Here is a 23,141-nt window from a genome sequence, read left to right as displayed (position 1 = left end):
ATTTAGAATCATTCAAAATATGACAAAAGTCATAAAAATTTTGCCAGCTTATAAAATCTTTTTAAATTTACACCTAACAAATGTTAGTTAGTTTTATGGATTTTTCAGTTGAATATCTGGAGCTGGGTCAGTTGAGACAGCTTCAATCCGACCGGTTGATCAGCTTGATCAGCTATTTGGGAGAGAAGTCGGAATTTTATAAAAAGAAATTTGATGAATTGCAAATATCTCCACAGGAAATAAGGTCGATTGAAGATATCACGAAACTTCCAATCACTTACAAACAGGATTTAAGAGATAACTATCCGTTCGGTTTATTTACAGTTCCTAAAGCTGAGCTTCAGCGAATTCACTGTTCAAGCGGAACTACAGGAAAACCGACTGTGGTAGGATACACAAAAGAAGATGTAGACCTTTTCAGTGAAGTAGTGGCGAGATCTTTAAATGCCGCAGGAGCAAAACCAGGAATGCAGTTACACAACGCTTATGGTTATGGGATTTTCACAGGAGGCTTAGGACTTCATTATGGTGCAGAAAAGTTAGGGATGAGTGTTCTTCCTATTTCAGGAGGAATGACGGCAAGACAGGTAGATTTGATTATAGATTTCAAACCGGAAGTGATCTGCTGTTCACCATCATACGCTTTGACCATTGCTGATGAATTTGCCAAAAGAGGAATTCCAGCAGATGAAATAAGTCTTCAATACGCAGTGTTAGGTTCAGAACCATGGACGGAAATTATCAGAGGCCACATTGAAGAAAGATTAGGAGTTCATGCAACCAATATCTACGGATTGAGTGAAATTATTGGTCCCGGAGTTTCCATGGAGGATTTCGAAGAAAAAGGGGGTTCTTATATCTGGGAAGATCATTTTTACCCTGAAATTTTAGATCCGGTTACTAAACAGCCGGTGCCTTTTGGAGAAGAAGGAGTGTTGGTGATTACAACTTTAACGAAAAAAGCAATGCCGCTTTTACGGTATTGGACCAATGATATCACCAGTCTTTATTATGATGAGAATGCCAAAAGAACAATGGTGAAAATGAAACCTATCGTTGGCAGAGCAGACGATATGCTGATCGTGAGAGGTGTCAATGTATATCCAAGCCAGATTGAAGATGCGCTCTCTTATGTAAAGGGAGTGGTTCCTAATTATTATTTAACACCTGTTGAAAAAGAACATATGTGCATCGCCCTGGATATTGATGTTGAAATAGGTGATGAACTGGTAGAGGAACAAAAAATACAAGCAAATACCGATGATTATTTTAATTTTGTCGGGAACTTTGGAAAAAGCATAGAAAACGAAATAAAAAAACGGGTAGGGATCACTACGAAAGTGAAAATTCATGCCCAGGACAGCCTGCCGAAGTGCGAAGGTGGAAAAATTAATAGAATACTTAAAAAATAATGAATTCATTTTATAAACTTAAAACAGTTAAAGTTCAGAAAGATACTTCCGAAGCAGTAAGTGTAGCGGTAGAAGTCCCTGAAGAACTGAAAGATAAGTTCAGGTTCAAGCAAGGGCAGTATCTGAATTTCCGAATGATGATCAACGGAAATGAGGAAAGGCGTTCTTACTCTATCTGTAATGCTCCAAGTGAAAAGAGCAATACGCTGGAAGTATTGGTAAAGCTGCTTGAAGGCGGAAAAGTATCAGGCTATTTCAATGAGCATCTTCATATGGATGAGATCCTGGAAGTAATGCCCCCGATGGGCGGTTTCAATACTTCTTATCACCCGACCAATGTGAAAACATATGTGGGATTGGCAGCAGGAAGCGGAATTACCCCTGTTTTATCCAATATTAAAGAAAGCCTTTATCAGGAACCTAACAGTAATGCTTATCTGTTCTATAGCAACAGAAGCATGAATCATATTTTAAGAAAAGCTGAAATTGATAAGCTGATAGAGCATTTCAATGGCAGGCTGAAAGTAGTTTATTTGGTAAGCCGTGAAAAACACGAAGATCCTGTTTTTGAAGGAAGAATTTCTGCTGAAAAACTAGAGCAGTTATTTGAAAGATACATCGATATTGATGTAAAAGAAGCTACTTATTTCATCTGTGGACCTTCAGAAATGATCAAAGGGATCGCGGATTATCTGAAAAAAGATAAAAAAGTGCCTGCTATTCAGGTATTATTTGAATATTTTACCGCTCCGGATGAAGAAAATACGGAGGAAATGAGCGATGAATTCAAGGCTATTGCCAATATTGAAAGTATGGTAACGGTAATCATTGATGATGATGAATATTCATTCCACCTTAATTCTAAAAAAGAGAGTATCTTAGATAAAGCATTGAAAGATCAGCTTCCGGTTCCTTTTGCATGTAAAGGAGGCGTTTGCTGTACGTGTAAGGCGCAGGTTCTGGAAGGAGAGGTTTTCATGGAGAAAAACTATGCACTTACCGAAGAAGAAGTAGCCAGAGGCTTCGTTCTTACCTGCCAATGTCACCCGACAACCAATGTGGTGATGCTTAATTATGATGTTTAAGACAATTTGAAAATGAGAAAATGTGCTAATTTGAAAATGCCATTATTGTGTTTAAATTTTCAAAATTCTCAAATTCTCAAATTCTCAAATTATTTAATTTTCAAATTCAAAAAAGATGGACTTAGAAAAATTTGTTCAATACGTTCACGAAGAAAATAAAGTAGAGCCAAAAGATGTAATGCCTGATGACTACAGGAAATTATTGGTTCGTCAGATTTCACAGCATGCTCATTCCGAGATTGTAGGAATGCTGCCGGAAGCCAACTGGATTTCCAGAGCCCCTTCATTAAGAAGAAAAATGGCTCTTCTGGCTAAAGTTCAGGATGAGGCAGGCCACGGGCTATACCTTTATTCAGCAACTGAAACGCTAGGAAACGGAACGATCAGAGCTGATAGAGACGCTACTTATGATGATATGTTGGAAGGAAAAGCGAAATATTCGAGTATTTTCAACTATCCAACATTAAGCTGGGCCGATATCGGTGCAATCGGCTGGTTGGTAGATGGTGCAGCGATTATGAACCAGGTAATGCTGATGGGGAATTCTTATGGTCCTTATTCAAGAGCAATGGTGAAAATCTGTAAAGAAGAATCTTTCCACCAAAGACAAGGATATGAGATTCTGATGGCGCTTTGCCGTGGTACAAAACAACAGAAAGAAATGGCTCAGGCTTCGTTAAATCGTTTCTGGTGGCCAGCCCTGATGATGTTTGGTCCAAATGATGACAGTTCGCCAAACTCTAAGATCTCTATGAATTACAGAGTGAAAAGAGAAAGTAATGATAACCTTCGTCAAAGATTTATAGATGTTACCGTTTCTCAGGCTGAATTCTTAGGATTAACGATTCCAGATAAGGATTTAAAATGGAATGAGGAAAGACAACATTATGATTTCGGAGAACTTCCTTGGGGAGAATTCATGGAAATTTTAAAAGGAAATGGACCTTGCAATAAAAAGCGTATCGAAACAAAACGAAAAGCGCAAAGAGAAAATTCTTGGGTAAAAGAAGCGGCAGTAGCTTTTGCAGAGAAGCAACAAAAAGAAGTAATATAATTTAATGTATCAATTTGAAAATATGCTAATTTGAAAATGTAACTACTGTAGATTAATTTTCAAATTACCTAATTCTCAAATTCTCAAATTTTCAAATTAAAATATGGCAAATTTAGATATGTGGGAAGTGTTTATTCAGACTAAACCGGGATTATCTCACAAACATGTTGGAATTGTACAGGCACCAACAGCAGAAATGGCTTTGCAGAATGCAAGAGACGTTTATACAAGAAGAAAAGAAGGAACTTCTGTTTGGGTAGTTCCAAGTAAATATATTGTGACTTCGGAAGGAATCGACAAAGAAGCTTTCTTCGATCCGGCTGATGACAAACTATACCGTCACCCAACTTTCTACGATATTCCAAACGACGTAAAAAATATGTAATTAATAAAGACTTCAAGATATGAGATCTCAGATACTAGACTTTTTGGTTAATCTGAAATCTAGTGTCTGAAATCTGAAATCTACTAAACAATGAACCCATTATATAATTATTTATTAAAACTAGCAGACGACAGTTTCATTATGGGACAGCGTTTATCTGCATGGTGCGGTGAAGGTCCTTATTTGGAGGAAGATATTGCATTGACAAACATTGCATTAGATGAGCTGGGTCAGGCTAATAACTTTTATGTGTATGCTTCAAGAGTAATAGACAACGGTAAAAGTGAAGATGATTTAGCCTTTTTAAGATATGAACACGAATATGTAAATGCACACTGGACAGAGCTTCCGAATGAAGATTATGCCCACACCATTCTTAAAGTATATGTGTTGTCTGTATATCAGAAACTGATGTACGAAGCATTATCAAGCTCTGCTGATGAAGAACTTTCGGCGATTGCTCAAAAATCCTTGAAAGAAGTGAGATATCACTATACTCACTCTGCTTCATGGATGAAGATTTTTGCTCAGGGAACAGAAGAAAGCCGTGAGCGTTTGGTGAAAGCTATTGAAAATATCTGGGAATATACAAAAGGACTTTTTGCCAAAACAGAAGGTGAAGATGATCTTATTGCTTTGAATATCGTTCCGAATGCAGATGCTCTTTACGAAGAATTCATTGCCATTACGAAGAAAGATTTTACAGATTTCGGGTTAGAATATCCTGAAAATCCTTTCATGCAGCCAAAATCAAGAACAGGATATCATACAGAGTATTTCGGATTTATCCTTTGTGAACTTCAGTATATGCAGAGAGCATATCCGGGTTGTACTTGGTAATAGATCATGAAAAAGATGCTTCTGGGAATACTTGCTTTTTTTCTTATAGGATACGTGGTGCTATGTGTAGGAGTCTATTTCTATCAGGAGAAAATTATTTTTTACCCTGAAAAGTTGCCGGAAAATTACAAGTTTAATTTTAATGGTGATTTTGAAGAAATATCGATCAGAACACAGGATGATAAGCATTTGAGCTCAGTTTTGTTTAAAACTAAAAATCCCAAAGGAGTTATCTTTTATCTTCACGGAAATGGAGGTTCAATAAAAGGCTGGGGAGAAGTAGCTCAATTATATCGTAGTATGAATTATGATACATTGATACTCGATTACCGGGGTTATGGAAAAAGCGAAGATAAAATTAATAGTAAAGATCAGCTTTTTTCGGACGTTGAGACTGCTTACAAAGAACTTTTGAAAAGATATCCGGAAAATAAAATTATTATTTTAGGATATTCTATAGGATCAGGGTTAGCCGCAAAAGTAGCATCAATGCACAATGCTAGATTGTTGATTTTACAGGCGCCTTATTACAGTATAGAAAATGAAATGAGTCAGAAATTCTCATTTCTTCCAACATTTTTGCTGAAATATAATTTTGAGACTGGTGAATATTTAAAAACCGTTAAATCACCAGTAGTTATTTTTCATGGTGATAAAGATGAGGTTATTAACTATAATGCATCTTTAAAACTTAAAAATAACTTTAAAAAAGATGATAGCCTGATTGTATTAAAAGATCAGTATCACAACGGAATAACAGATAATTTGGATTATCAGAACGCAATGAAAACAATTCTTGATTCTGATAAAAAATAAAATATGAATCAGCTTTTAGATTTATTAAAAACAATTCCCGATCCGGAAATTCCGGTCATTGATATTGTGGAATTAGGAATCGTAAGAGAGGCACAGGTCACAGGTGAAAATACGTGTGAAGTGATTATTACTCCTACTTATTCTGCATGTCCTGCTATGTTTACCATTGAGGAGGATATTATCAAAATGATGAAAGAAAACGGATGGGATGCAAAAGTAGTAACCAAGATGTTTCCGATCTGGACAACAGACTGGATTACTGATGAAGCGAGAGAAAAACTCCGTGCTTACGGAATCACACCTCCCGAAAAAGGAGCAGACGAACATCACATTGGGAAACCGAAAAAATGTCCACGCTGCGGTTCCGAGCACACCAAGCAGATCAGCAGATTCGGGTCTACTTTGTGTAAGGCTTCTTATCAATGTTTAGATTGCCTGGAGCCATTTGATTATTTTAAATGTCATTGATGAGTTATTCATCAATCAGCAGCAAACTTTACGGCTATGCAAAGCATAACGAAGGAATTGCTAGATTGTTAAATTATTAGACGGTTACATTAATTTATATTGTTAAATTAGTGCGTTGTTAAATAATAAATTTATAAAAACTATGTATACACAACTCGATATCGAAACGCATTTTGACGGGAAGCTTAAAATCGCATATCTTAATCAACCGGAAACAATGAACGCTCTTACAAAGCCGGCTTTATCAGATCTTAGAGATTTTGTTAAAGAATGCAGCGAAGACGAAACAGTAAGATGTGTTGCCATTTCTGGAAGAGGAAGAGCATTTTGCTCAGGTCAGAATCTGGATGAAGCATTTGTGGCAGGCAAAGAACACCACGATCATGATATTATCAGAAAAATTGTGGTAGATTATTATAATCCTTTAGTGTTGGAAGTTACCCGTTGCAAAAAACCGGTTATTGCTTTAGTAAACGGTCCTGCAGTAGGAGCGGGAGCGATGTTAGCTTTAATCTCCGACTTCGTTTTAGCGAATGAGAAAGCGTATTTTGCTCAGGCATTTTCAAATATCGGTTTAATTCCTGATACAGGAGGAACTTACTTTTTACCGAAGCTTTTAGGTAGACAATTGGCCAATTATTTAGCATTCACAGGTAAAAAGTTATCTGCAGAAGAATCTAAAGCTCATGGTCTTGTTGCTGAAGTTTTCACTGAAGAAGAGTTTCTTCCAAAATCTATGGAAATTCTTGAAAGAATGGCAAACATGCCGACAGCAGCGCTTAAACTTACGAAAAAGGCTTTTGCCAGTTCTTATACCAACACATTGAAAGAACAGCTTGAGCTAGAAGGAGATCTTCAGCAGGAAGCAGCAGGAACAGAAGACTTCTTTGAAGGAGTAAATGCCTTTTTACAGAAAAGAAAACCTAATTATAAAGGAAAATAATTAATGGAAATTAGATTTTAGAAGTTAGATGTTAGTCAATAATCTAACTTCTAATTTCTAGCTTCTAACATCTAAAAAAATGAAAAATATTGGAATTATCGGTGCCGGAACGATGGGAATCGGCATTGCACAAGTAGCCGCAACGAACGGATGCAAAGTTTGGGTGTATGACGCCAACGCAAAGCAAGTAGAAACGGCAACCGTAGGTTTGGAAAAAACATTAACCAAATTGGTTGATAAACAAAAAATTTCGGCAGAGAAAATGACTGAAATTTTAGCTAATATTTCCATTGCTACAGAATTGAAAGATTTCAAAGATTGTGAATTGGTTATTGAAGCAATTATTGAAAATAAAGACATTAAAACCAAAGTGTTTACAGAACTTGAAACGTATGTTTCAGAAAGCTGTGTCATCAGTTCCAATACCTCATCTATTTCTATCACCTCTCTGGGTGCAGAACTAAAGAAACCGGAGCGTTTCATCGGAATTCACTTTTTCAATCCGGCTCCATTGATGCCTTTAGTGGAAGTTATTCCATCTTTACTAACAGAAAATACTTTAGCAGAAAAAATATACAACCTCATGAAAGAATGGGGAAAAATGCCTGTTATTGCCAAAGATATCCCTGGATTTATTGTCAACAGAATTGCCAGACCTTATTATGGGGAAGGGCTGAGGATTGTTGAAGAAAACATTGCTACACCAGAACAGGTGGATGATGCGATGAAAACCCTGGGGAACTTCAAAATGGGACCTTTCGAATTGATGGATCTTATCGGAGTGGATGTAAACTTTGCCGTAACAACAACCGTTTACAAAGATTATTTCTACGATCCGAAATACAAGCCGTCTCTATTGCAGCAAAGAATATCTGAAGCAAAACTTCATGGCAGAAAAACGGGAAAAGGTTTCTACGATTATAGCGAAGGAGCAGAAAAACCTGTTGCTCAGAAAGACGATGCTTTATACCAGCAGATCTTTTTAAGAATCATTTCCATGCTGATCAACGAAGCGGTTGAAGCTAAAAGATTAGGAGTTGCGAATGATGAAGATCTCGAACTGGCAATGCAGAAAGGTGTAAACTATCCGAAAGGATTATTAAGCTGGGGGAAAGAAATCGGGTATGCAAAAATCTCCGAAACTCTCCAGAATCTTTACGAAGAATATCAGGAAGAAAGATACAGACAAAGCCCTTTACTTCGTAAAATGAATTAGATAATTTGAAAATGTGCCAATTTGAAAATTGATTATAACAGGTTTTCATTTTTCAAATTTTCAAACTTATTTAATTTTCAAATTAATATTATGGATATAGATGAATTCAGAGCTGAGCTGGAAACCAGGCTTTTCATTGAAAAACAGTATTTAACACAAGAAGCTTCCTCTGTAAATAGTGAAGAAAGGCTAGAACTATTAGGAAAGTTTAATGAAAAATATAAAGAGCTGATCAAAAGGTTAGCTAACGAAAATGGAATTGATTTAAACGAATCATATCCCGCTGAAAATTCATCAGACTCAGAAAGTCTTTCATATGAACAAATCATTCTGGGTAAGACCATGAGTGTTTATGACAGATTATCCGATGAGCTGTATGAAGAAATAACAAACATATAATAGAAATGAATCCAAGACAAGTAGCAGATTATATGTTCAATCAGGATTATTTTTCCCAGTGGATGAATATCAAGATGATTGAAGTAAAAGAAAATTACTGTTTAATAGAAATGCCGATTAAGAAGGATATGATTAACGGGCTTAAAACAGTTCATGGTGGAGTTACATTCGCTTTTGCTGATTCTGCGTTGGCATTTTCTTCCAACAATACTGGAGATGCTGCTGTAGCATTGAACTGTATCATCAATTTTACCAAAGCAGGAAAAGAAGGCGATGTTTTCAGAGCTGAAAGTATTTTGGTGAATGACACGAGAAAAACAGCCGTTTATGATATTCAGATTACCAATCAAAACCAGGAGCTGATAGCAAAATTTGTAGGAACAGTCTACAAAATCGGGAAGAAAGTAACCGACTTATAAAAAACTAAAACTAAAACCAGACACCAGATTAAACAAAATGAAAAAAATAGTTGCACTGCTTTTCGGGATTTCAACCCTTCTGATCAACGCTCAGCAGAAAGTGAACGAAACTTTGAAAAAAGAACTTGATGACATCATGAAGGTGGATCAGGGATACAGAATGCTTTTTGACTCCGAAATAACCCCGGATAAGAAAAAGCAGATTCTGAAAAATCTGAATATCGACAGTGACGAGTTTGAAAAGAGAAGATGGGAGTTGGTGGCTGAGCATGATACTCTGAACATAAAGAGAATAGAAAGTATTATTTCAAAATACGGTTATCCGGGAAAAACACTGGTGGGTGAGCCTACCAATCAGGCTGCATGGTATGTGATTCAGCATTCTACCAAAATTGGAAAATATCTGCCACTCATTAAAGAAGCCGGAAAAAATAAAGAAATTCCGTTTACCTGGGTTGCTATGATGGAAGACCGATACCTGATGAATGAAAACAAAGAACAGATCTACGGAACACAGGGAAAAGGCGAAATGACAAAAGATAAAGACGGAAAACAAATCTTTGTCAATTTTGTATGGCCTGTCAAAGATCTTAAAAATGTAAATAAAAGAAGAAAAGAAGCAGGGTTTGATTCCACATTTGAAGAAAGCGTCCAAAGAATGTATGGAAAGGACTTCAAATATGAGCCTTATACTTTAAAACAGGTTTTAGAACTAAGAAATAAAAACAAATAAATCAGGTATTGTTACACGGTTACATTGCTGGATTATTATATTAAAATATTTATGAATAACGTATACATCATAGACTATGTCAGAACTCCCATCTCAAAACTGCAGGGAGGATTATCAGAAGTAAGAGCCGATGATCTGGCTGCTATTGTTATTAAAGAAGTAGTAGCAAGAAACCCTGAAGTTCCTGTGGAGGAAATTGAAGACGTTATTTTCGGATGTGCCAATCAGGCGGGAGAAGATAACAGAAACGTTGCAAGAATGGGACTTTTACTGGCAGGTCTTCCTTACAAAATTGGAGGGGAAACTGTTAACAGGCTATGTGCTTCAGGGATGTCTGCTGTAGCGAATGCATTCCGTTCTATTGCTGCAGGAGAAGGAGAAATTTATATTGCAGGAGGAGTAGAGCATATGACACGTTCTCCTTATGTGATGTCAAAGCCAAGTGCTGCATTCGGAAGAGACAGTCAGATGTTTGATACCACTTTCGGATGGCGTTTCATCAACCCTAAAATGAAAGAAATGTACGGGGTTGACGGAATGGGTGAAACAGCTGAAAACTTAGCAGATATCCACCAAATCAACAGAGAAGATCAGGATAAATTTGCCCTTTGGTCTCAACAGAAAGCGACAAAAGCTCAGGAAAACGGTAGACTGGCAGAAGAAATTGTAAAAGTTGAAATTCCTCAGAGAAAAGGCGATCCAATCGTTTTTGAAAAAGATGAATTCATTAAGCCTACTTCTTCAATGGAAGGTTTATCAAAACTTCGTCCGGCTTTCAGAAAAGAAGGAACGGTAACTGCTGGTAACGCTTCAGGAATGAATGACGGAGCTGCTGCCTTGATTTTAGCAAGTGAAGAAGCCGTTAAAAAATATGGTTTAAAACCAAAAGCCAGAATTTTAGGATCTTCCGTAGCAGGAGTAGAGCCAAGAATTATGGGGATAGGACCAGTAGAAGCTGCTCAAAAGCTATTGAAAAGATTAAATCTTTCTCTTGAAGACATGGATATCATTGAACTCAACGAAGCATTTGCAGCACAGGCGCTTGCCGTAACAAGAAGCTTAGGATTGAAAGATGATGATACAAGAATAAACCCGAACGGAGGAGCTATTGCCATCGGTCATCCACTGGGTGTTTCCGGAGCAAGAATTGTAGGTTCTGCAGCAATGGAACTTCAAAAACAAGATAAAAAATATGCATTGTGTGCCCTATGTATAGGTGTAGGACAAGGATATGCAATGGTTATCGAAAAAGTATAATTAGTTTGAAAGTGAGTTAATTTGAGAATTTGAAAATGTTTAAAGACATTATTAATTTTCAAATTATCCCATTCTCAGATTTTCAAATTAAAAAATATGAACATCTACTCATACCACGGAATTCGTCCCATTATAAAACGATCTGCTTACATTCATCCGCAGGCAGTCATTATCGGAAACGTAGAAATAGGTGAAGAAGTGTATATCGGTCCCAATGCAGTCATTCGTGGGGACTGGGGAAAAATCATCATTAAAGATGGAGCCAATGTACAGGAAAACTGTACCCTTCATGTTTTCCCGAATATAGAAACCATACTGGAAGAATCCGCACATATTGGACATGGAGCGATCATTCATTCCGGACACATTGGGAAAAACTGCTTAATTGGAATGAACGCTGTGGTAATGGATAAAGCCTATATTGGTGACGAAAGTATCGTCGGAGCATTGGCTTTTGTACCCGCTAATTTCAGATGTGAACCGAGAAAACTGATCGTTGGAAGCCCAGCAAAAGTGATCCGTGATGTATCTGATGAAATGATTCACTGGAAAACAGAAGGAACAAAATTATATCAGGAGCTGGCAAGAGAAGGAAAAGAAGCCATCCTGCCATGTGAACCTTTTACGGAATATGTTCAGCAGATCCCAACGAAAATTGTGGATTACAGCATTTGGGATGATATAAAATAAAGACCATTACAATTAAATATGATTAAAAAAATTGCACTTGCATGCAGCATAATGTTTGCGGTGGGGAGTACGCTGTCAGCACAGACGGTTGCTACAAAACCGCTTACAATAGGAGAAGTGAGGACGATTAAGTCCAAAAACTTAAATGAAGACAGAACGCTGAATATTTATCTTCCACAAGGATTTGATAAAACAAAATCATACCCGGTGATCTATTTATTGGATGGAAGTATGAATGAAGATTTTATTCACGTGACAGGATTAGTACAATTCTTTAATCAAATGTATTCCATGCCGGAAGCCATTGTGGTGGGAGTTGCTAATGTAGACAGAAAAAGAGACTTTACTTTTCATACGGATTTAAAAGACTTACAGAAAGATTATCCTACAACAGGACACTCTGATAAGTTCATTGCATTTCTTGAAAAAGAATTAAAACCTTATGTGGAAAGTCAGTTTAAAACAACCGATAAATATCTTTTTGGTCAATCTTTGGGAGGACTTTTAGCAACAGAAATTCTTTTGAAAAAACCGGAAATGTTCAATAACTATTTTATCATCAGTCCAAGTTTGTGGTGGGATGATGAAAGCCTTCTTAAACAGGCAGGAACATTGCTTTCAAAATCTCCTGATACTAAAAAGTTCGTCTATGTTTCTGTAGGAAAAGGAGAACATCCTGTAATGATAAAAGATGCTGAAGCTTTCTATGATGTTTTGAAAAAAGCAGGAAAGAAAAACTGGACATTAGAATATAAAATGATGGAAACAGACAACCATGCAACCATTCTTCACAGAAGTTTATATGAAGGATTGGTGAAAAAGTTTCCTTATCAGGAACCGAAATAAATCAGTTTTCATTGATAAACATTCTGAAAAAATATTGGATCTTAATATTGATTTTTATAATCATTATGAATGCTCTAGGGCTTTATTTGATAAAAGAGTCAATAGGAATTTCAGATGCTTTGGAACATATTGAATCAGATGAGGTAATTGTTGAGCTAAAGCAGAAAGAGAATTTCTACACATTATTTGTTGAAATTGTCATCATTTTAGACTGCTGGCTGATGCTTTTTATCCCTTATCTGGTTATTAGCAATTTTATTAAAAAGAATAATCTAAGCAAAAAGTAAAAAACTATATGGAAAAGTTAAAAAACTATATCTACGGACAATGGGTAGAAGGTACCGGAAGCGGAGTTCCTTTGTACAATGCCGTTACAGGAGAACAGGTAGCTGTTTCCGATACAGAAGGGCTTAATTTTGAACAGGCTCTTGACTACGGAAGAACAGTGGGATATAAAAACCTTTCTTCAATGACTTTCTACGACCGTGGAGAAATGTTGAAAAAAGTAGCGCTTTACCTGCTGGAAAGAAAGAAAAAATATTACGACTTATCATATAAAACAGGAGCTACCCATGTTGATTCATGGGTGGATATTGAAGGAGGTTTCGGAACGTTCTTTACTTATTCAGGATTAGCAAAAAGAATGCTGCCTAACACTTCATTTGGGTTGATGGTGATACTCAGAAAATTTCAGCTAACGGAACTTTCTTAGGAACTCATATTTTAACGCCGAGTGAAGGTGTTTCTGTACAGATCAATGCCTATAACTTTCCGGTTTGGGGAATGCTGGAAAAACTATCTACATCCTTATTGGCGGGTGTTCCTTCCATTGTGAAGCCTTCACCTTTTGGATCTTACCTTACGAATGCTGTATTCCAGGACATGATTGAAAGTGGAGTATTGCCTGAAGGTGCCGTTCAGTTAGTGTGTGGTGAACCAGGAAATATTCTGGATTATATACAGGATGGAGACTCTGTGTTGTTTACAGGTTCAGCCCATACAGGAAGAAAATTGAAATCAATGCCTTCTATCGCTGGAAATGCAGTACGTTTCAATATGGAAGCAGATTCATTGAACTGTTCTATCCTTGGATTGGAAGCAAAACCGGGAACTCCAGAATTTGACCTATTCATCAAAGAAGTTCGCAACGAAATGACGACAAAAGCGGGACAGAAATGTACGGCGATCAGAAGAATTATCGTTCCTGAGCATTTAATCGGTGACGTTCAGAATGCTTTGTCTAAAGCTTTGGATCAAACAAAAATCGGAAACCCATTAAGCAGAGAAACCAAAATGGGATCTTTGGTGGGAAGACAGCAGTATGAAGAAGTTCTTAGAAAAGTAGACATTTTAAAATCAGAAACAGAACTTGTCTATGACGGAAAACACGAACTGGTAGATGCCGACTATGAAAACGGTGCATTTATGAGTCCTAAATTATTCCTGAACGACAAGCCTTTCGAAAAAAATATCTCTCACGATGTAGAAGCCTTTGGTCCTGTATCTACCTTGATGCCGTATAAAGATGCTGAAGAAGCAGCTGCATTGGCAAAAAGAGGAAAAGGAAGTTTGGTAGGATCTATTGTTTCTCATGACGAGAACTTTATCGCTGAAACTTCATGGAAAATGGCTTCTCAGCACGGAAGAATCTTTGTTCTGAACAGAGATAATGCCAAAGAAAGTACAGGTCATGGTTCTCCACTTCCAACATTAATGCACGGAGGTCCTGGTAGAGCAGGTGGCGGAGAAGAAATGGGTGGATTGAGCGGTCTTCATTTCTTCTTACAGAAAACAGCTATTCAGGGATCACCAGATGTATTGAAAGCAATTACTAAAATTTATCAACAAGGAGCAGAGAAAAAATTCTCAGACAAGCATCCTTTCCAGAAATATTTTGAGGAAGTAGAAGTAGGAGACTCTTTAGAAACAGCAGGAAGAACCGTAACTGATGCAGATATCGTAAACTTCTCCAATGTTTCATGGGATCATTTCTACGCCCATACTGATGCAACAAGTTTATCGGGAACAATCTTCGATAAAACGGTAGCCCATGGATATTTCATCCTTTCGGCAGCAGCAGGATTATTTGTTTCCGGTAAGAAAGGACCTGTAATTGCTAATTATGGATTGGAAGAATGCAGTTTCTTCAAGCCAGTATACGCGGGAGACACTATCACTGTTTATTTAACAGCAAAAGAAAAAATCAACAGAGGAGTAAAAGGAAGAAATATTCCTTCCGGTGTTGTAAAATGGCTGGTTGAAGTGGTAAACCAAAGAGATGAGGTAGTTTGCGTAGCAACAATTCTGACATTAGTGGCAAAACAATCCCCTTTCATCGATCTGAATGTGAAAAATATTCAAAAAAGTTTGAACGGTTTGACGGAAAATACTCCTCCAATTTGGGGTAAAATGTCTCCGCAGCAAATGATTGAACACCTGGAGAAAGCGGTCTTGGTAAGCTTTGGAGAACCAGAAGCAGAAAAATGTTTCACTCCTGAAGAAAATCTTGAAAAATGGCAGGATTCTCTTTACAATCACAGGGCAATGCCAAAAGAATTTACAGCTCCGTTCCTTCCTCAGGATGGTTCACTTCCTGAACTTACACACAAAAACCTGGAGGCAGCAAAATTGTCATTCATGGATAACCTGAAGAAATTTGTGATCTATTACAAAGAAAATCCACAGGCAGAGCACATGAATTATGTTTTCGGAAAACTGAATAAAGAAATGTGGGAACTGATGCATAAGAAGCATTTTACGCATCACTTCCAACAGTTTGGATTGATTTAATTCAAAATAAATAAAGATATTTGAGGAAGCTTTTTGAAAAGCTTCCTTTTTTAATGAACAAAATACTATGGAACAAAACTTTTTCAAAGACTTTAACTTTACTGATTTCTGGAGTGAAAGCAGTTATTCAGTAAGAGATTATATCGAAGAATTTCCTGATGATGAAATGATTGCTTCAATTGAAAACGAATTGGGCTATAAACTTCCTACTTCTTATATTGAATTGATGAGAATCCAGAACGGAGGATTGGTAAATAAAAGTTGTTTTCCAACAACAGAAGAAAACTCTTGGGCAGATGATCATATTGCAATTACCGGAATTATGGGAATTGGAAGAGAGAAAACCTATTCTGTTTGCGGAGAACTCGGAAGCCAATTTATGATTGATGAATGGGGATATCCTGCAATCGGAGTGTATATTGCAGATTGCCCTTCCGCAGGTCATGATATGATCTTGCTCGATTATTCTAAGTGTGGAAAAGAGGGCGAGCCGGAAGTGGTGCATGTAGATCAGGAAGATGATTATAGGAAAATTTTTCTGGCAAAGGATTTTGAAACATTTATTAAAGGATTAAAAGACGAAGATGAGTTTGATGCCGAATAAATAAACTGTATTTTTAATGCTTACAATTAAAATCATAAATATTAAAAAGTAATGAACGAAAGCTGGATGCAAAAATGGGAAGAAGTGAAAAATATTTTGGTTTGTCCTACAGACCTGGAAACCTATTTTACTTCTGATGAAATTCTGGGGCAGAAAATGGAGACGATGGAAATCGGAAATGTTTCTCTTCCTTCCGGAAAAGTGGTGGTAAGAGATCCGTTGGTTTCTCTAAATGCAAATCAATCACCTTACTTTATTCAGGCTCCGAAAGGTAATTTTCCTGTAACTATTGCCGTGGTAAAATCTGAAGATTGGGGTGACAGATATGCTGTTGTAAAAGTAGAATTTACCAAAGAAAAGCCTGTTATTTACAGAGAAGCCTTAGTAGGAATTGAAGAATTGAATGATATAACCGAAGATGATTTTTTGGTTTCGGTGTGGATGCAGGCTTAGGTTGTATTACTGATAAGGAAGTGCTTCCTTTTGTGGATAAATTTGTAGATGAAATAGAGGTCGACAATGTGTATGATGATTATTTCGCCGAGCTTTTCTCACAAAGCTATCAAGATAATCCCAACAATCAGAGAGAAGCAGGAGACTGGATCAATTGGACGGTTCCCAATACCAATTATCAGATTCCGATGTTTGCAAGTGGCTTTGGTGATGGTAGTTATCCTGTTTACTTTGCTTATGATGGCAACGAAGAAATTTGTGGTTTATACATTCAATTTATTGATGTTGAATTGGCTCTAAGTGATGAAGATGAGGACGAGGAAGAAGACGATGATCAACCTGAAAATTTCGTTTTTCTTAAAAACTAAATATGAATAAAACTTTTGCTGATAAAGTGGTTCAGTTCAATAAAAATCTGGAATATTTGGGAGATCTTCCTGAAGGTTTTCAGGTTTTGAATCCGTATTTGGATCATCCGGAAACGATGGAAGTCATGCAAAAGTTTTATCATAAATACTATGATGATTCTGCTCAAAGAAAATTTATGATCGGAATCAATCCCAGCCGTCACGGAGCGGGCGTTACGGGAGTTCCGTTTACTGATACAAAAAGGCTGGAAAGTATTTGCGGAATAAAAATGGAATCTGCCCGTACTCATGAAGTCTCTTCTGTTTTCATGTATGATATGATCGAAGAATATGGAGGTGCAGATCTTTTCTACAAAGACATTTATATCAATTCTCCGTTTCCGCTGGCTATTGTAAGAAAAACAAAAAATGGATGGCTTAATGCCAACTATTATGATGATAAAAAACTATTTGAAGCAGTCAAAGATTTTATGATTGATTCTCTGAAGAAGCATATCAGTCTTAACCTGGATACCTCAGAGGTTTTCATTCTCGGTAAAAAGAACGCCGAATTTATATCAAAGTTGAACAAAGAAGCGAAACTTTTTGATACCATGACTATCCTGGAGCATCCTAGATATATCCAGCAATACAAATCAAAAGAAAAACAGCTTTACATAAACAAATATATTTTAGCTTTAAAAAAATGAAATAGTCGGTCAGATTATCTTCTATGATTGTATGTCTGGTTTTTATTAAATTGTGCGTATGAATGTTTTCCCTAAGAATACTACTTTTAAATACAACTGGCGGACTTATCAGAAGAAAATTTTAGACAAAATGGATGACTATCTACAAGATAATCATCTCCATATTTCGGCTCCTCCTGGTTCTGGGAAAACTGTTCTTGGATTAGAAATAATGCTGAAACTAGGTAAGCCAGCATTGATTGTCGTCCCCACATTAGCAATCAAAAACCAATGGATTCAGAGGTTTTGTGAGCTATTTCTGGATATAGAAACTGTTCCGGAATGGATATCTTCAGATATTAAGAATCCTGGGCTTATTACAGTGACGACTTACCAGGGAATTCATTCTGCTTCTGAAACAGATGAAGAAGATGAGGGTCAGATAAAAAAGTCTTCAAGAATCTCCGTTTCAGAAATTATTAAAAAGCTAGAGAAACAAAAAGTAGGTACTCTGATTCTGGATGAAGCGCACCATTTGAAAAATGCCTGGTGGAGGAGCATAATGGAATTGAAAAACAGAATCAATCCTACCGTTATTGCTCTTACTGCCACACCTCCTTTTGATGTTTCCGGCTCCGAATGGCAAAAATACATTCAGTTAAATGGTCCTATCGATGTCGAAATTTCTGTTCCCGAACTGATGATTGAAGGAGATCTGTGTGCTCATCAGGATTTGGTTTACTTTACCTCACCTTCACAGGAGGAGGAAAAGAAAATTGAATATCATCATGATCAGGCAGTCCTATTTTTCGAAGAGGTTAAAAATGATAATAAACTACTTGGTGCAATTGAACAACATCCGGTTTATCTGAATCCTGCTGAGCATCTGGAATGGATTTATGAAAATATATCATCTTATACTTCCGGACTCATTTATCTTCATTTCAGAGGCAAGGAGATTTCAGATGTTCATTTTAATATCATTGGAGATCAGCAAAAATATATTCCTGAGTTTGATTTCTTCTGGATGGAAGAACTTCTTGATTTTTACCTGTTATTGAATGATGTAAATTTTAAAAAATATGAAGAACATCAGACAGATCTTGGAAACAGACTTAGAAGGTCTGGATTTCTTGAACAAAGAACTGTTAGCTTTTTTAATAACAAAAATTTAAATCAAATTCTCAACTCAAGTATTGGAAAGCTTCAGGGAATAAAAGAAATTGCAGATTTTGAGTTTTCAGTTCTTAAAGAAGATCTTAGAATGGTCATCCTCACTGACTTTATAAAAAAAGAATACCTGACCAATGAAACTCAAAATATACTAGATTTGGATAAGATAGGAGCGGTTCCAATATTTGAAAAATTGAGAAGAGAAAATTCTCAAAATAAGAAAATAGGAATCCTCACAGGCAGTCTGGTTATAATTCCAGTAAGTGCGCAGGAAGTATTTGAACAATTTTGTATAAAAAAAGATATATCTGGAGTATCCTTTTCTTCTCTTCCTTATGATCAGGATTATTTGATAATCAGTCTTACAGATCAGATAAAGCATGATGTAGTTCATATTATTACCGAAATTTTTCAATGTGGAAAAATTCAGGTTTTAATTGGAACAAAGTCTTTGTTAGGAGAAGGCTGGGATGCTCCCAAAATGAATAGTATTGTGCTGGCGAGTTTTGTAAGTTCTTTTGTGCTCTCCAATCAGATGAGAGGAAGGGTTATCAGAACAGATAAAGATAATAACCACAAAACTGGAAATATCTGGCATCTGATATGTTTTGATTCCCATGATATGAATGGAGGGCAGGACTTCAACAATATGAAGAAGAGATTTAAAACTTTTGTAGGAATTTCCTATAAAGCCGATCCTACCATTGAAAATAATTTTGAAAGACTGAATGTCAAAACAATAGAAAAGAAAGAAGATCTATTAGAAGCCAATCAGACATTCTTTACATGGGCAAAAGATAGAGCAGCTCTTGTACAGAGGTGGAAAACAGCTTTAGATAAAGGAAATGTACTGGTGGAAGAAATAGAGGTGCCTTCAGCAAATATGGCTGCCATGGATGAGATGAGAATGGATTATCTTGGTAAAATGAGTGGAAATTTTATGAAGATATTGGTCTCTACAATATTGCTATTCTGGCAGGATCTTCTGATAGGACTTCTCCGAAATATAGATGAAATTCATTCTATAAAAAGTTTTTCGTTATTGGTTTCTTTATTTGGGATTGCCGGTGTTGTTGTATATGGTGGAAAACTATACAGATCTACAATGCAGTATTTAAGATGTAAAGATATTGGCAGGCAGCTGGACTCACTTGCAAAAGTGGTTTTATATGGTTTGATTCATGAAAGAGTAATTCGTACTTCTATTGAAAAACTTAAAATAGTAAGTTCAATGGATAAAAATAAGAATGCATTTTGTTATCTGGATGGAGGAAGCCAATATGAAAATGGCCAGTTTATACAAACTTTACAGGAGTTGGTATCACAAATAGATAATCCAAGATACCTTTTGAAACAGAAAAGAAGTTTATTCTTTTTGAAAAAAGATATGTATTATCCAATACCTGAGATTTTTGCAAAAAATAAAAAAAGTGCAGAATTTTTAAAAAGCTATGGGATAAAATGATTGGAAAATCTGAGTTGGTCTTCACAAGAACTGTTGAGGGGCGTGGAATTTTATTAAAACTGAGATTTCAGTCTTTACTCAACAGAAATACAAGGATAGAACATCTCCAAAAATGGATCCGATAAAATGACAAATCCCCTCGTCGAAAGGGATTTGTCATTTATGAATTAGAATCTTTAGGGGAATGTGGAACTTATGTAAAATTTCCTGATATTAGTTTTTAATGACCTTGGTAGATTCATTAGCTGTTTTGATAATGTAAACTCCTTTTGGAAGCTCTGAAATATTAATTTCGTTATTTCCTCTCTGTGTTTGTAACGTTTTCAGCATTTTACCATCCATACTGTATATTTTAGTTTCACTGGCTTTTTCAGTAGAGATAGAAAGAAGTCCATTGGTTGGGTTGGGATAAACAGTCATGTTTTTTTGAATGCTTTTAGCTTCTGAAGTGCCCAATACAATGTTACTGTCTTTTACCCAGGTGAAGGCATCTACGCCAAGATAATAATAATTGCCTCCCAGGGTTAGTTGAAGCTCATCGATAACTATGTTTGAATAATTTTGGCCGTTTAGGTTAGTCATATCAATAAGAGTATATCCGTTGGTGGTACCTAGAGTGGTTGCAAAACCAGTAGTTTTCGTTTGAGTAAATTTTGTGATCCCACTTAGTTTTCCTGTTACAGTTAATGTCCCTGTTACAGCTGGATTTGAAAACTGATTAGCGACATATACCCAGAATCTATTTATCTTGTATAAATTAGAAGTGGTTTTTATACTGACCGAAGGTGCTGCGGGCCCTACATTAGATGTATTATCGATATACCTATTGTCATTAGCAGTGCCTCCCCATCCCGTTCCAGGAAAAATTCCTATGTTGAAAGTAGAAGAATTGGAGATGATATTAAATATAACTCCATTATCTGTAAAGCTAGTGCTTCCTGCAGGTTCTGTTTCGAAAGTCTCTGTACTGGTCTGCCCAAAGGTAAGAGTTGAAATGAGCAGACTACACATTAGAAAAAAAGTAGTGCTTTTCATGATTTCTGTTTTAAATGTTAGGTTATTGTATAGGTATTAACTGCGTGGAGGATATATACCTTCAATGCAGATGATATAGTTTAGTCCAAGATATGGCGGCATATTATTCATTGGAAGATTTTGCCCGATAAATGAAATAGATCTGGCGTTGATTGCAGTGTCAGGATCTGTGTCGATATAACTTGGCACCGCCTGAAAATTTCTTCCATTTGGAATTCCTGTGATCGCAAAAGAAGATGCTGCCGTAGGAGTTACCGAATTTGCGTTCTGATTAGCTATTTTCAACTGAAATCCACTTCCGATACTTGGAAGGTTTGAAGACAAAATGGTATTTTGCGTAGTACCAGCCATTACTCCCAAAGGATAATACTCATTAGCATTTACGTTTCCGGCTCCTAATGCGATACGTCCTTTTAGGTTGGGTAAAGCGAAAGTTGTGATACCATCTCCACCATAAGTTGTTCCTAAGATAGAAAATAAGGCAGAATTGTTTGAGATTCTTAATAAGCTTCCGTCGCAAAACATCCAGCCTCTAGGTGCAAAATTTCCAGCAAATAATTTAACAATTCCAATGTACTCGTCCATGATAATAATTTTTAGTTTTAAATTTCTTACTCTGTTGTGGGCTTTTCAGATTCCGCCTTTTGTTATTATTTCTAGTCCAAAGGAACGATTAATAAGAGCTGGGTACTAGAGTAGAAAATACCAAATTGAAAACTCCGTATTTCTACGTAATGACTCCTTTGTAAAGCAATATTTTAAAAGAATTTTTCTTCTTTAAGTTTCTCTGAACGAGCTGTATTTCGTATTTTTGTAAGAATCCAATAAAAATAAAAATGAGCGAATTTGTAGCGTCAGAAATTAAAAATAATATCGCAGAGATCAGTTTCGGAACACCCAAAAGTAACTCTCTTCCGGGGGCAATTTTAGAAAAACTGGCAGAAACCATCCTTGAAGAAGGCGCGAAAGATGAGGTTAAAGCTATTTTAGTAAAAAGTGAAGGTGAGAAAGCATTCTGTGCAGGTGCAAGTTTTGATGAGCTTTTAGCTATTGAAGAGCTCGAAGCTTCCACTCAATTTTTCGGTGGTTTTGCAAAAGTTTTAAATGCCATGAGGAATTGTGGAAAAATCGTAGTAGTAAGAGTTCAAGGGAAAACAACCGGTGGAGGAGTAGGAATTGCCTGTGGAGCAGACTATTGTTTTGCAACAAAAGACTCTGCTTTAGCCCTTACAGAAATCAATCTTGGGATCGGACCTTTTGTAATCGGACCTTATGTAGAACGAAAAATCGGAAAGTCACAATTCTCTGCAATGGCTATTGATGCTGACTTCAGATCAGCAGAATGGGCTGAACAGCATAATGTTTACCATTCCGTTTCAGATTCTATTCAGGAAATGGATGAGAAATTGGAGGCGTTTTTACAGACTTTAGCGTCAAGAAGCAGTGATGCTTTAGCTTTAATAAAAAAGGTTTCATGGGAAGGGACCGATCATTTCAATGAATTGATGCCTGCAAGAATCCATATGAGTGCCAGTCTTATCCTTGAAGATTCTGCGAAGAAAAATATCGAATCCATTAAAGAAAGATTGAGAGCAAAATAATCTTATTCTTTTAGATACTGGATTTTAATCAGTATACGATCCGGAGAAACAGCGTTTCTCCGGATTTTTTATGTCTATTTATTATCGTAAGGGTCCTATTTTAATATTTTTGATCGAATCGGAAATCAATTGTATTTAACGTATGTTGGGATTAGGATATTTTTATGTTATTGTTCTTTATTTCTGTTTTATGGTATTTAAAATGTCTTTTTAATTAAAAATATTTAACATTTTAACGCTTTTTAAATAATTGTTTAGTTTTTTTAAAACTAATTTAACGAAATTTTAACTTAATTTTTTAATTAATTTGACAATCTTGATTAAAATTATAAATCAATTACGTTTAATTTATTTAAATATCTTTTTGTTGTATTTTTTACAGTTTTTATTATATATATTTGCATTAATACTGTTAAAATAT

General features: G+C 36.2%; 22 protein-coding genes and 2 pseudogenes. 22 read left to right on the top strand and 2 right to left on the bottom strand.

Going from position 1 to position 23,141, the window contains the following annotated elements; all coding sequences use genetic code 11:
- The first annotated feature begins 95 nt into the window (after positions 1–95).
- The 21 genes and pseudogenes from LF886_RS22050 to LF886_RS21945 all read left to right on the top strand — a co-directional run bounded on the left by LF886_RS22050 (position 96) and on the right by LF886_RS21945 (position 20,084).
- Positions 96–1,412: a phenylacetate--CoA ligase family protein gene (locus LF886_RS22050; RefSeq protein WP_236851759.1), complete on the top strand. Its 1,317-nt coding sequence runs from the start codon at positions 96–98 to the stop codon at positions 1,410–1,412.
- Positions 1,412–2,497, top strand: coding sequence for a 2Fe-2S iron-sulfur cluster-binding protein (locus LF886_RS22045; RefSeq protein ID WP_236851757.1), 1,086 nt, complete (start codon positions 1,412–1,414; stop codon positions 2,495–2,497). The genes LF886_RS22050 and LF886_RS22045 overlap by 1 nt, the downstream gene beginning before the upstream one ends.
- A gap of 115 nt (positions 2,498–2,612) precedes the next feature.
- The gene (gene paaA, locus LF886_RS22040) at positions 2,613–3,551 is read left to right on the top strand and encodes a 1,2-phenylacetyl-CoA epoxidase subunit PaaA (protein ID WP_236851755.1); all 939 of its coding nucleotides are present in this window, start codon (positions 2,613–2,615) and stop codon (positions 3,549–3,551) included.
- Positions 3,552–3,654: 103 nt separating this feature from the next.
- Positions 3,655–3,936, top strand: coding sequence for a 1,2-phenylacetyl-CoA epoxidase subunit PaaB (gene paaB, locus LF886_RS22035; RefSeq protein ID WP_034679196.1), 282 nt, complete (start codon positions 3,655–3,657; stop codon positions 3,934–3,936).
- A 90-nt stretch (positions 3,937–4,026) separates the two neighbouring features.
- A complete protein-coding gene (gene paaC / locus LF886_RS22030; protein WP_236851753.1) occupies positions 4,027–4,776 on the top strand; it encodes a 1,2-phenylacetyl-CoA epoxidase subunit PaaC in 750 nt (249 codons plus the stop codon).
- Positions 4,777–4,782: 6 nt separating this feature from the next.
- The gene (locus LF886_RS22025) at positions 4,783–5,592 is read left to right on the top strand and encodes an alpha/beta hydrolase (protein ID WP_236851746.1); all 810 of its coding nucleotides are present in this window, start codon (positions 4,783–4,785) and stop codon (positions 5,590–5,592) included.
- A gap of 3 nt (positions 5,593–5,595) precedes the next feature.
- The gene (paaD, locus tag LF886_RS22020; RefSeq protein WP_236851744.1) at positions 5,596–6,060 is read left to right on the top strand and encodes a 1,2-phenylacetyl-CoA epoxidase subunit PaaD; all 465 of its coding nucleotides are present in this window, start codon (positions 5,596–5,598) and stop codon (positions 6,058–6,060) included.
- A gap of 142 nt (positions 6,061–6,202) precedes the next feature.
- The gene (locus LF886_RS22015) at positions 6,203–7,003 is read left to right on the top strand and encodes an enoyl-CoA hydratase/isomerase family protein (RefSeq protein WP_236851737.1); all 801 of its coding nucleotides are present in this window, start codon (positions 6,203–6,205) and stop codon (positions 7,001–7,003) included.
- 79 nt (positions 7,004–7,082) lie between these two features.
- The gene (locus tag LF886_RS22010) at positions 7,083–8,219 is read left to right on the top strand and encodes a 3-hydroxyacyl-CoA dehydrogenase NAD-binding domain-containing protein (RefSeq protein ID WP_236851735.1); all 1,137 of its coding nucleotides are present in this window, start codon (positions 7,083–7,085) and stop codon (positions 8,217–8,219) included.
- Between the two features lie 90 nt (positions 8,220–8,309).
- Positions 8,310–8,618 carry a hypothetical protein gene (locus LF886_RS22005; protein ID WP_236851734.1) on the top strand — a complete coding sequence of 103 codons (309 nt, stop codon included), beginning with the start codon at positions 8,310–8,312 and terminating at the stop codon, positions 8,616–8,618.
- A gap of 5 nt (positions 8,619–8,623) precedes the next feature.
- Positions 8,624–9,037 carry a PaaI family thioesterase gene (locus LF886_RS22000; RefSeq protein WP_236851732.1) on the top strand — a complete coding sequence of 138 codons (414 nt, stop codon included), beginning with the start codon at positions 8,624–8,626 and terminating at the stop codon, positions 9,035–9,037.
- 37 nt (positions 9,038–9,074) lie between these two features.
- Positions 9,075–9,770, top strand: coding sequence for a DUF6624 domain-containing protein (locus LF886_RS21995; RefSeq protein WP_236851730.1), 696 nt, complete (start codon positions 9,075–9,077; stop codon positions 9,768–9,770).
- Between the two features lie 51 nt (positions 9,771–9,821).
- A complete protein-coding gene (gene pcaF, locus LF886_RS21990; RefSeq protein WP_236851728.1) occupies positions 9,822–11,027 on the top strand; it encodes a 3-oxoadipyl-CoA thiolase in 1,206 nt (401 codons plus the stop codon).
- 96 nt (positions 11,028–11,123) lie between these two features.
- Complete coding sequence (locus LF886_RS21985) at positions 11,124–11,717, top strand: transferase hexapeptide repeat family protein (protein ID WP_103233834.1); 594 nt, start codon at positions 11,124–11,126, stop codon at positions 11,715–11,717.
- An 18-nt stretch (positions 11,718–11,735) separates the two neighbouring features.
- Positions 11,736–12,563: an alpha/beta hydrolase gene (locus tag LF886_RS21980; protein WP_236851726.1), complete on the top strand. Its 828-nt coding sequence runs from the start codon at positions 11,736–11,738 to the stop codon at positions 12,561–12,563.
- A gap of 65 nt (positions 12,564–12,628) precedes the next feature.
- A complete protein-coding gene (locus tag LF886_RS21975; RefSeq protein ID WP_236851724.1) occupies positions 12,629–12,850 on the top strand; it encodes a hypothetical protein in 222 nt (73 codons plus the stop codon).
- Positions 12,851–12,858: 8 nt separating this feature from the next.
- Positions 12,859–15,353, top strand: a pseudogene (paaZ, locus tag LF886_RS21970) (phenylacetic acid degradation bifunctional protein PaaZ).
- A 67-nt stretch (positions 15,354–15,420) separates the two neighbouring features.
- On the top strand, positions 15,421–15,957 hold the full coding sequence (locus tag LF886_RS21965) for an SMI1/KNR4 family protein (RefSeq protein WP_236851722.1): 537 nt from the start codon (positions 15,421–15,423) through the stop codon (positions 15,955–15,957).
- Between the two features lie 51 nt (positions 15,958–16,008).
- Positions 16,009–16,778: pseudogene (locus LF886_RS24205) on the top strand (DUF4241 domain-containing protein).
- A 2-nt stretch (positions 16,779–16,780) separates the two neighbouring features.
- The gene (locus LF886_RS21950) at positions 16,781–17,467 is read left to right on the top strand and encodes an SMUG2 DNA glycosylase family protein (RefSeq protein ID WP_236851716.1); all 687 of its coding nucleotides are present in this window, start codon (positions 16,781–16,783) and stop codon (positions 17,465–17,467) included.
- 58 nt (positions 17,468–17,525) lie between these two features.
- Complete coding sequence (locus tag LF886_RS21945; RefSeq protein ID WP_236851714.1) at positions 17,526–20,084, top strand: DEAD/DEAH box helicase family protein; 2,559 nt, start codon at positions 17,526–17,528, stop codon at positions 20,082–20,084.
- Positions 20,085–20,297: 213 nt separating this feature from the next.
- Here LF886_RS21945 and LF886_RS21940 read toward each other — a convergent pair whose 3' ends face one another.
- Both LF886_RS21940 and LF886_RS21935 read right to left on the bottom strand, forming a co-directional pair.
- Positions 20,298–21,119 (bottom strand): T9SS type A sorting domain-containing protein, encoded by an 822-nt coding sequence (locus LF886_RS21940; RefSeq protein ID WP_236851713.1) that lies wholly within the window; start codon positions 21,117–21,119, stop codon positions 20,298–20,300.
- A 36-nt stretch (positions 21,120–21,155) separates the two neighbouring features.
- Entirely contained in the window at positions 21,156–21,704 is a 549-nt protein-coding gene (locus LF886_RS21935) for a phage tail protein (RefSeq protein WP_103234318.1), read from the bottom strand.
- 251 nt (positions 21,705–21,955) lie between these two features.
- Here LF886_RS21935 and LF886_RS21930 point away from each other — a divergent pair, with 251 nt between their 5' ends.
- Positions 21,956–22,720, top strand: coding sequence for an enoyl-CoA hydratase/isomerase family protein (locus LF886_RS21930; RefSeq protein WP_236851711.1), 765 nt, complete (start codon positions 21,956–21,958; stop codon positions 22,718–22,720).
- Positions 22,721–23,141: the final 421 nt, after the last annotated feature.

It is taken from the genome of Chryseobacterium sp. MEBOG07 (genome assembly GCF_021869745.1).
Classification (GTDB): domain Bacteria; phylum Bacteroidota; class Bacteroidia; order Flavobacteriales; family Weeksellaceae; genus Chryseobacterium; species Chryseobacterium viscerum.
Note: the sequence above shows the minus strand (reverse complement) of the source record. Positions and strands in the feature narration are given on the sequence as shown.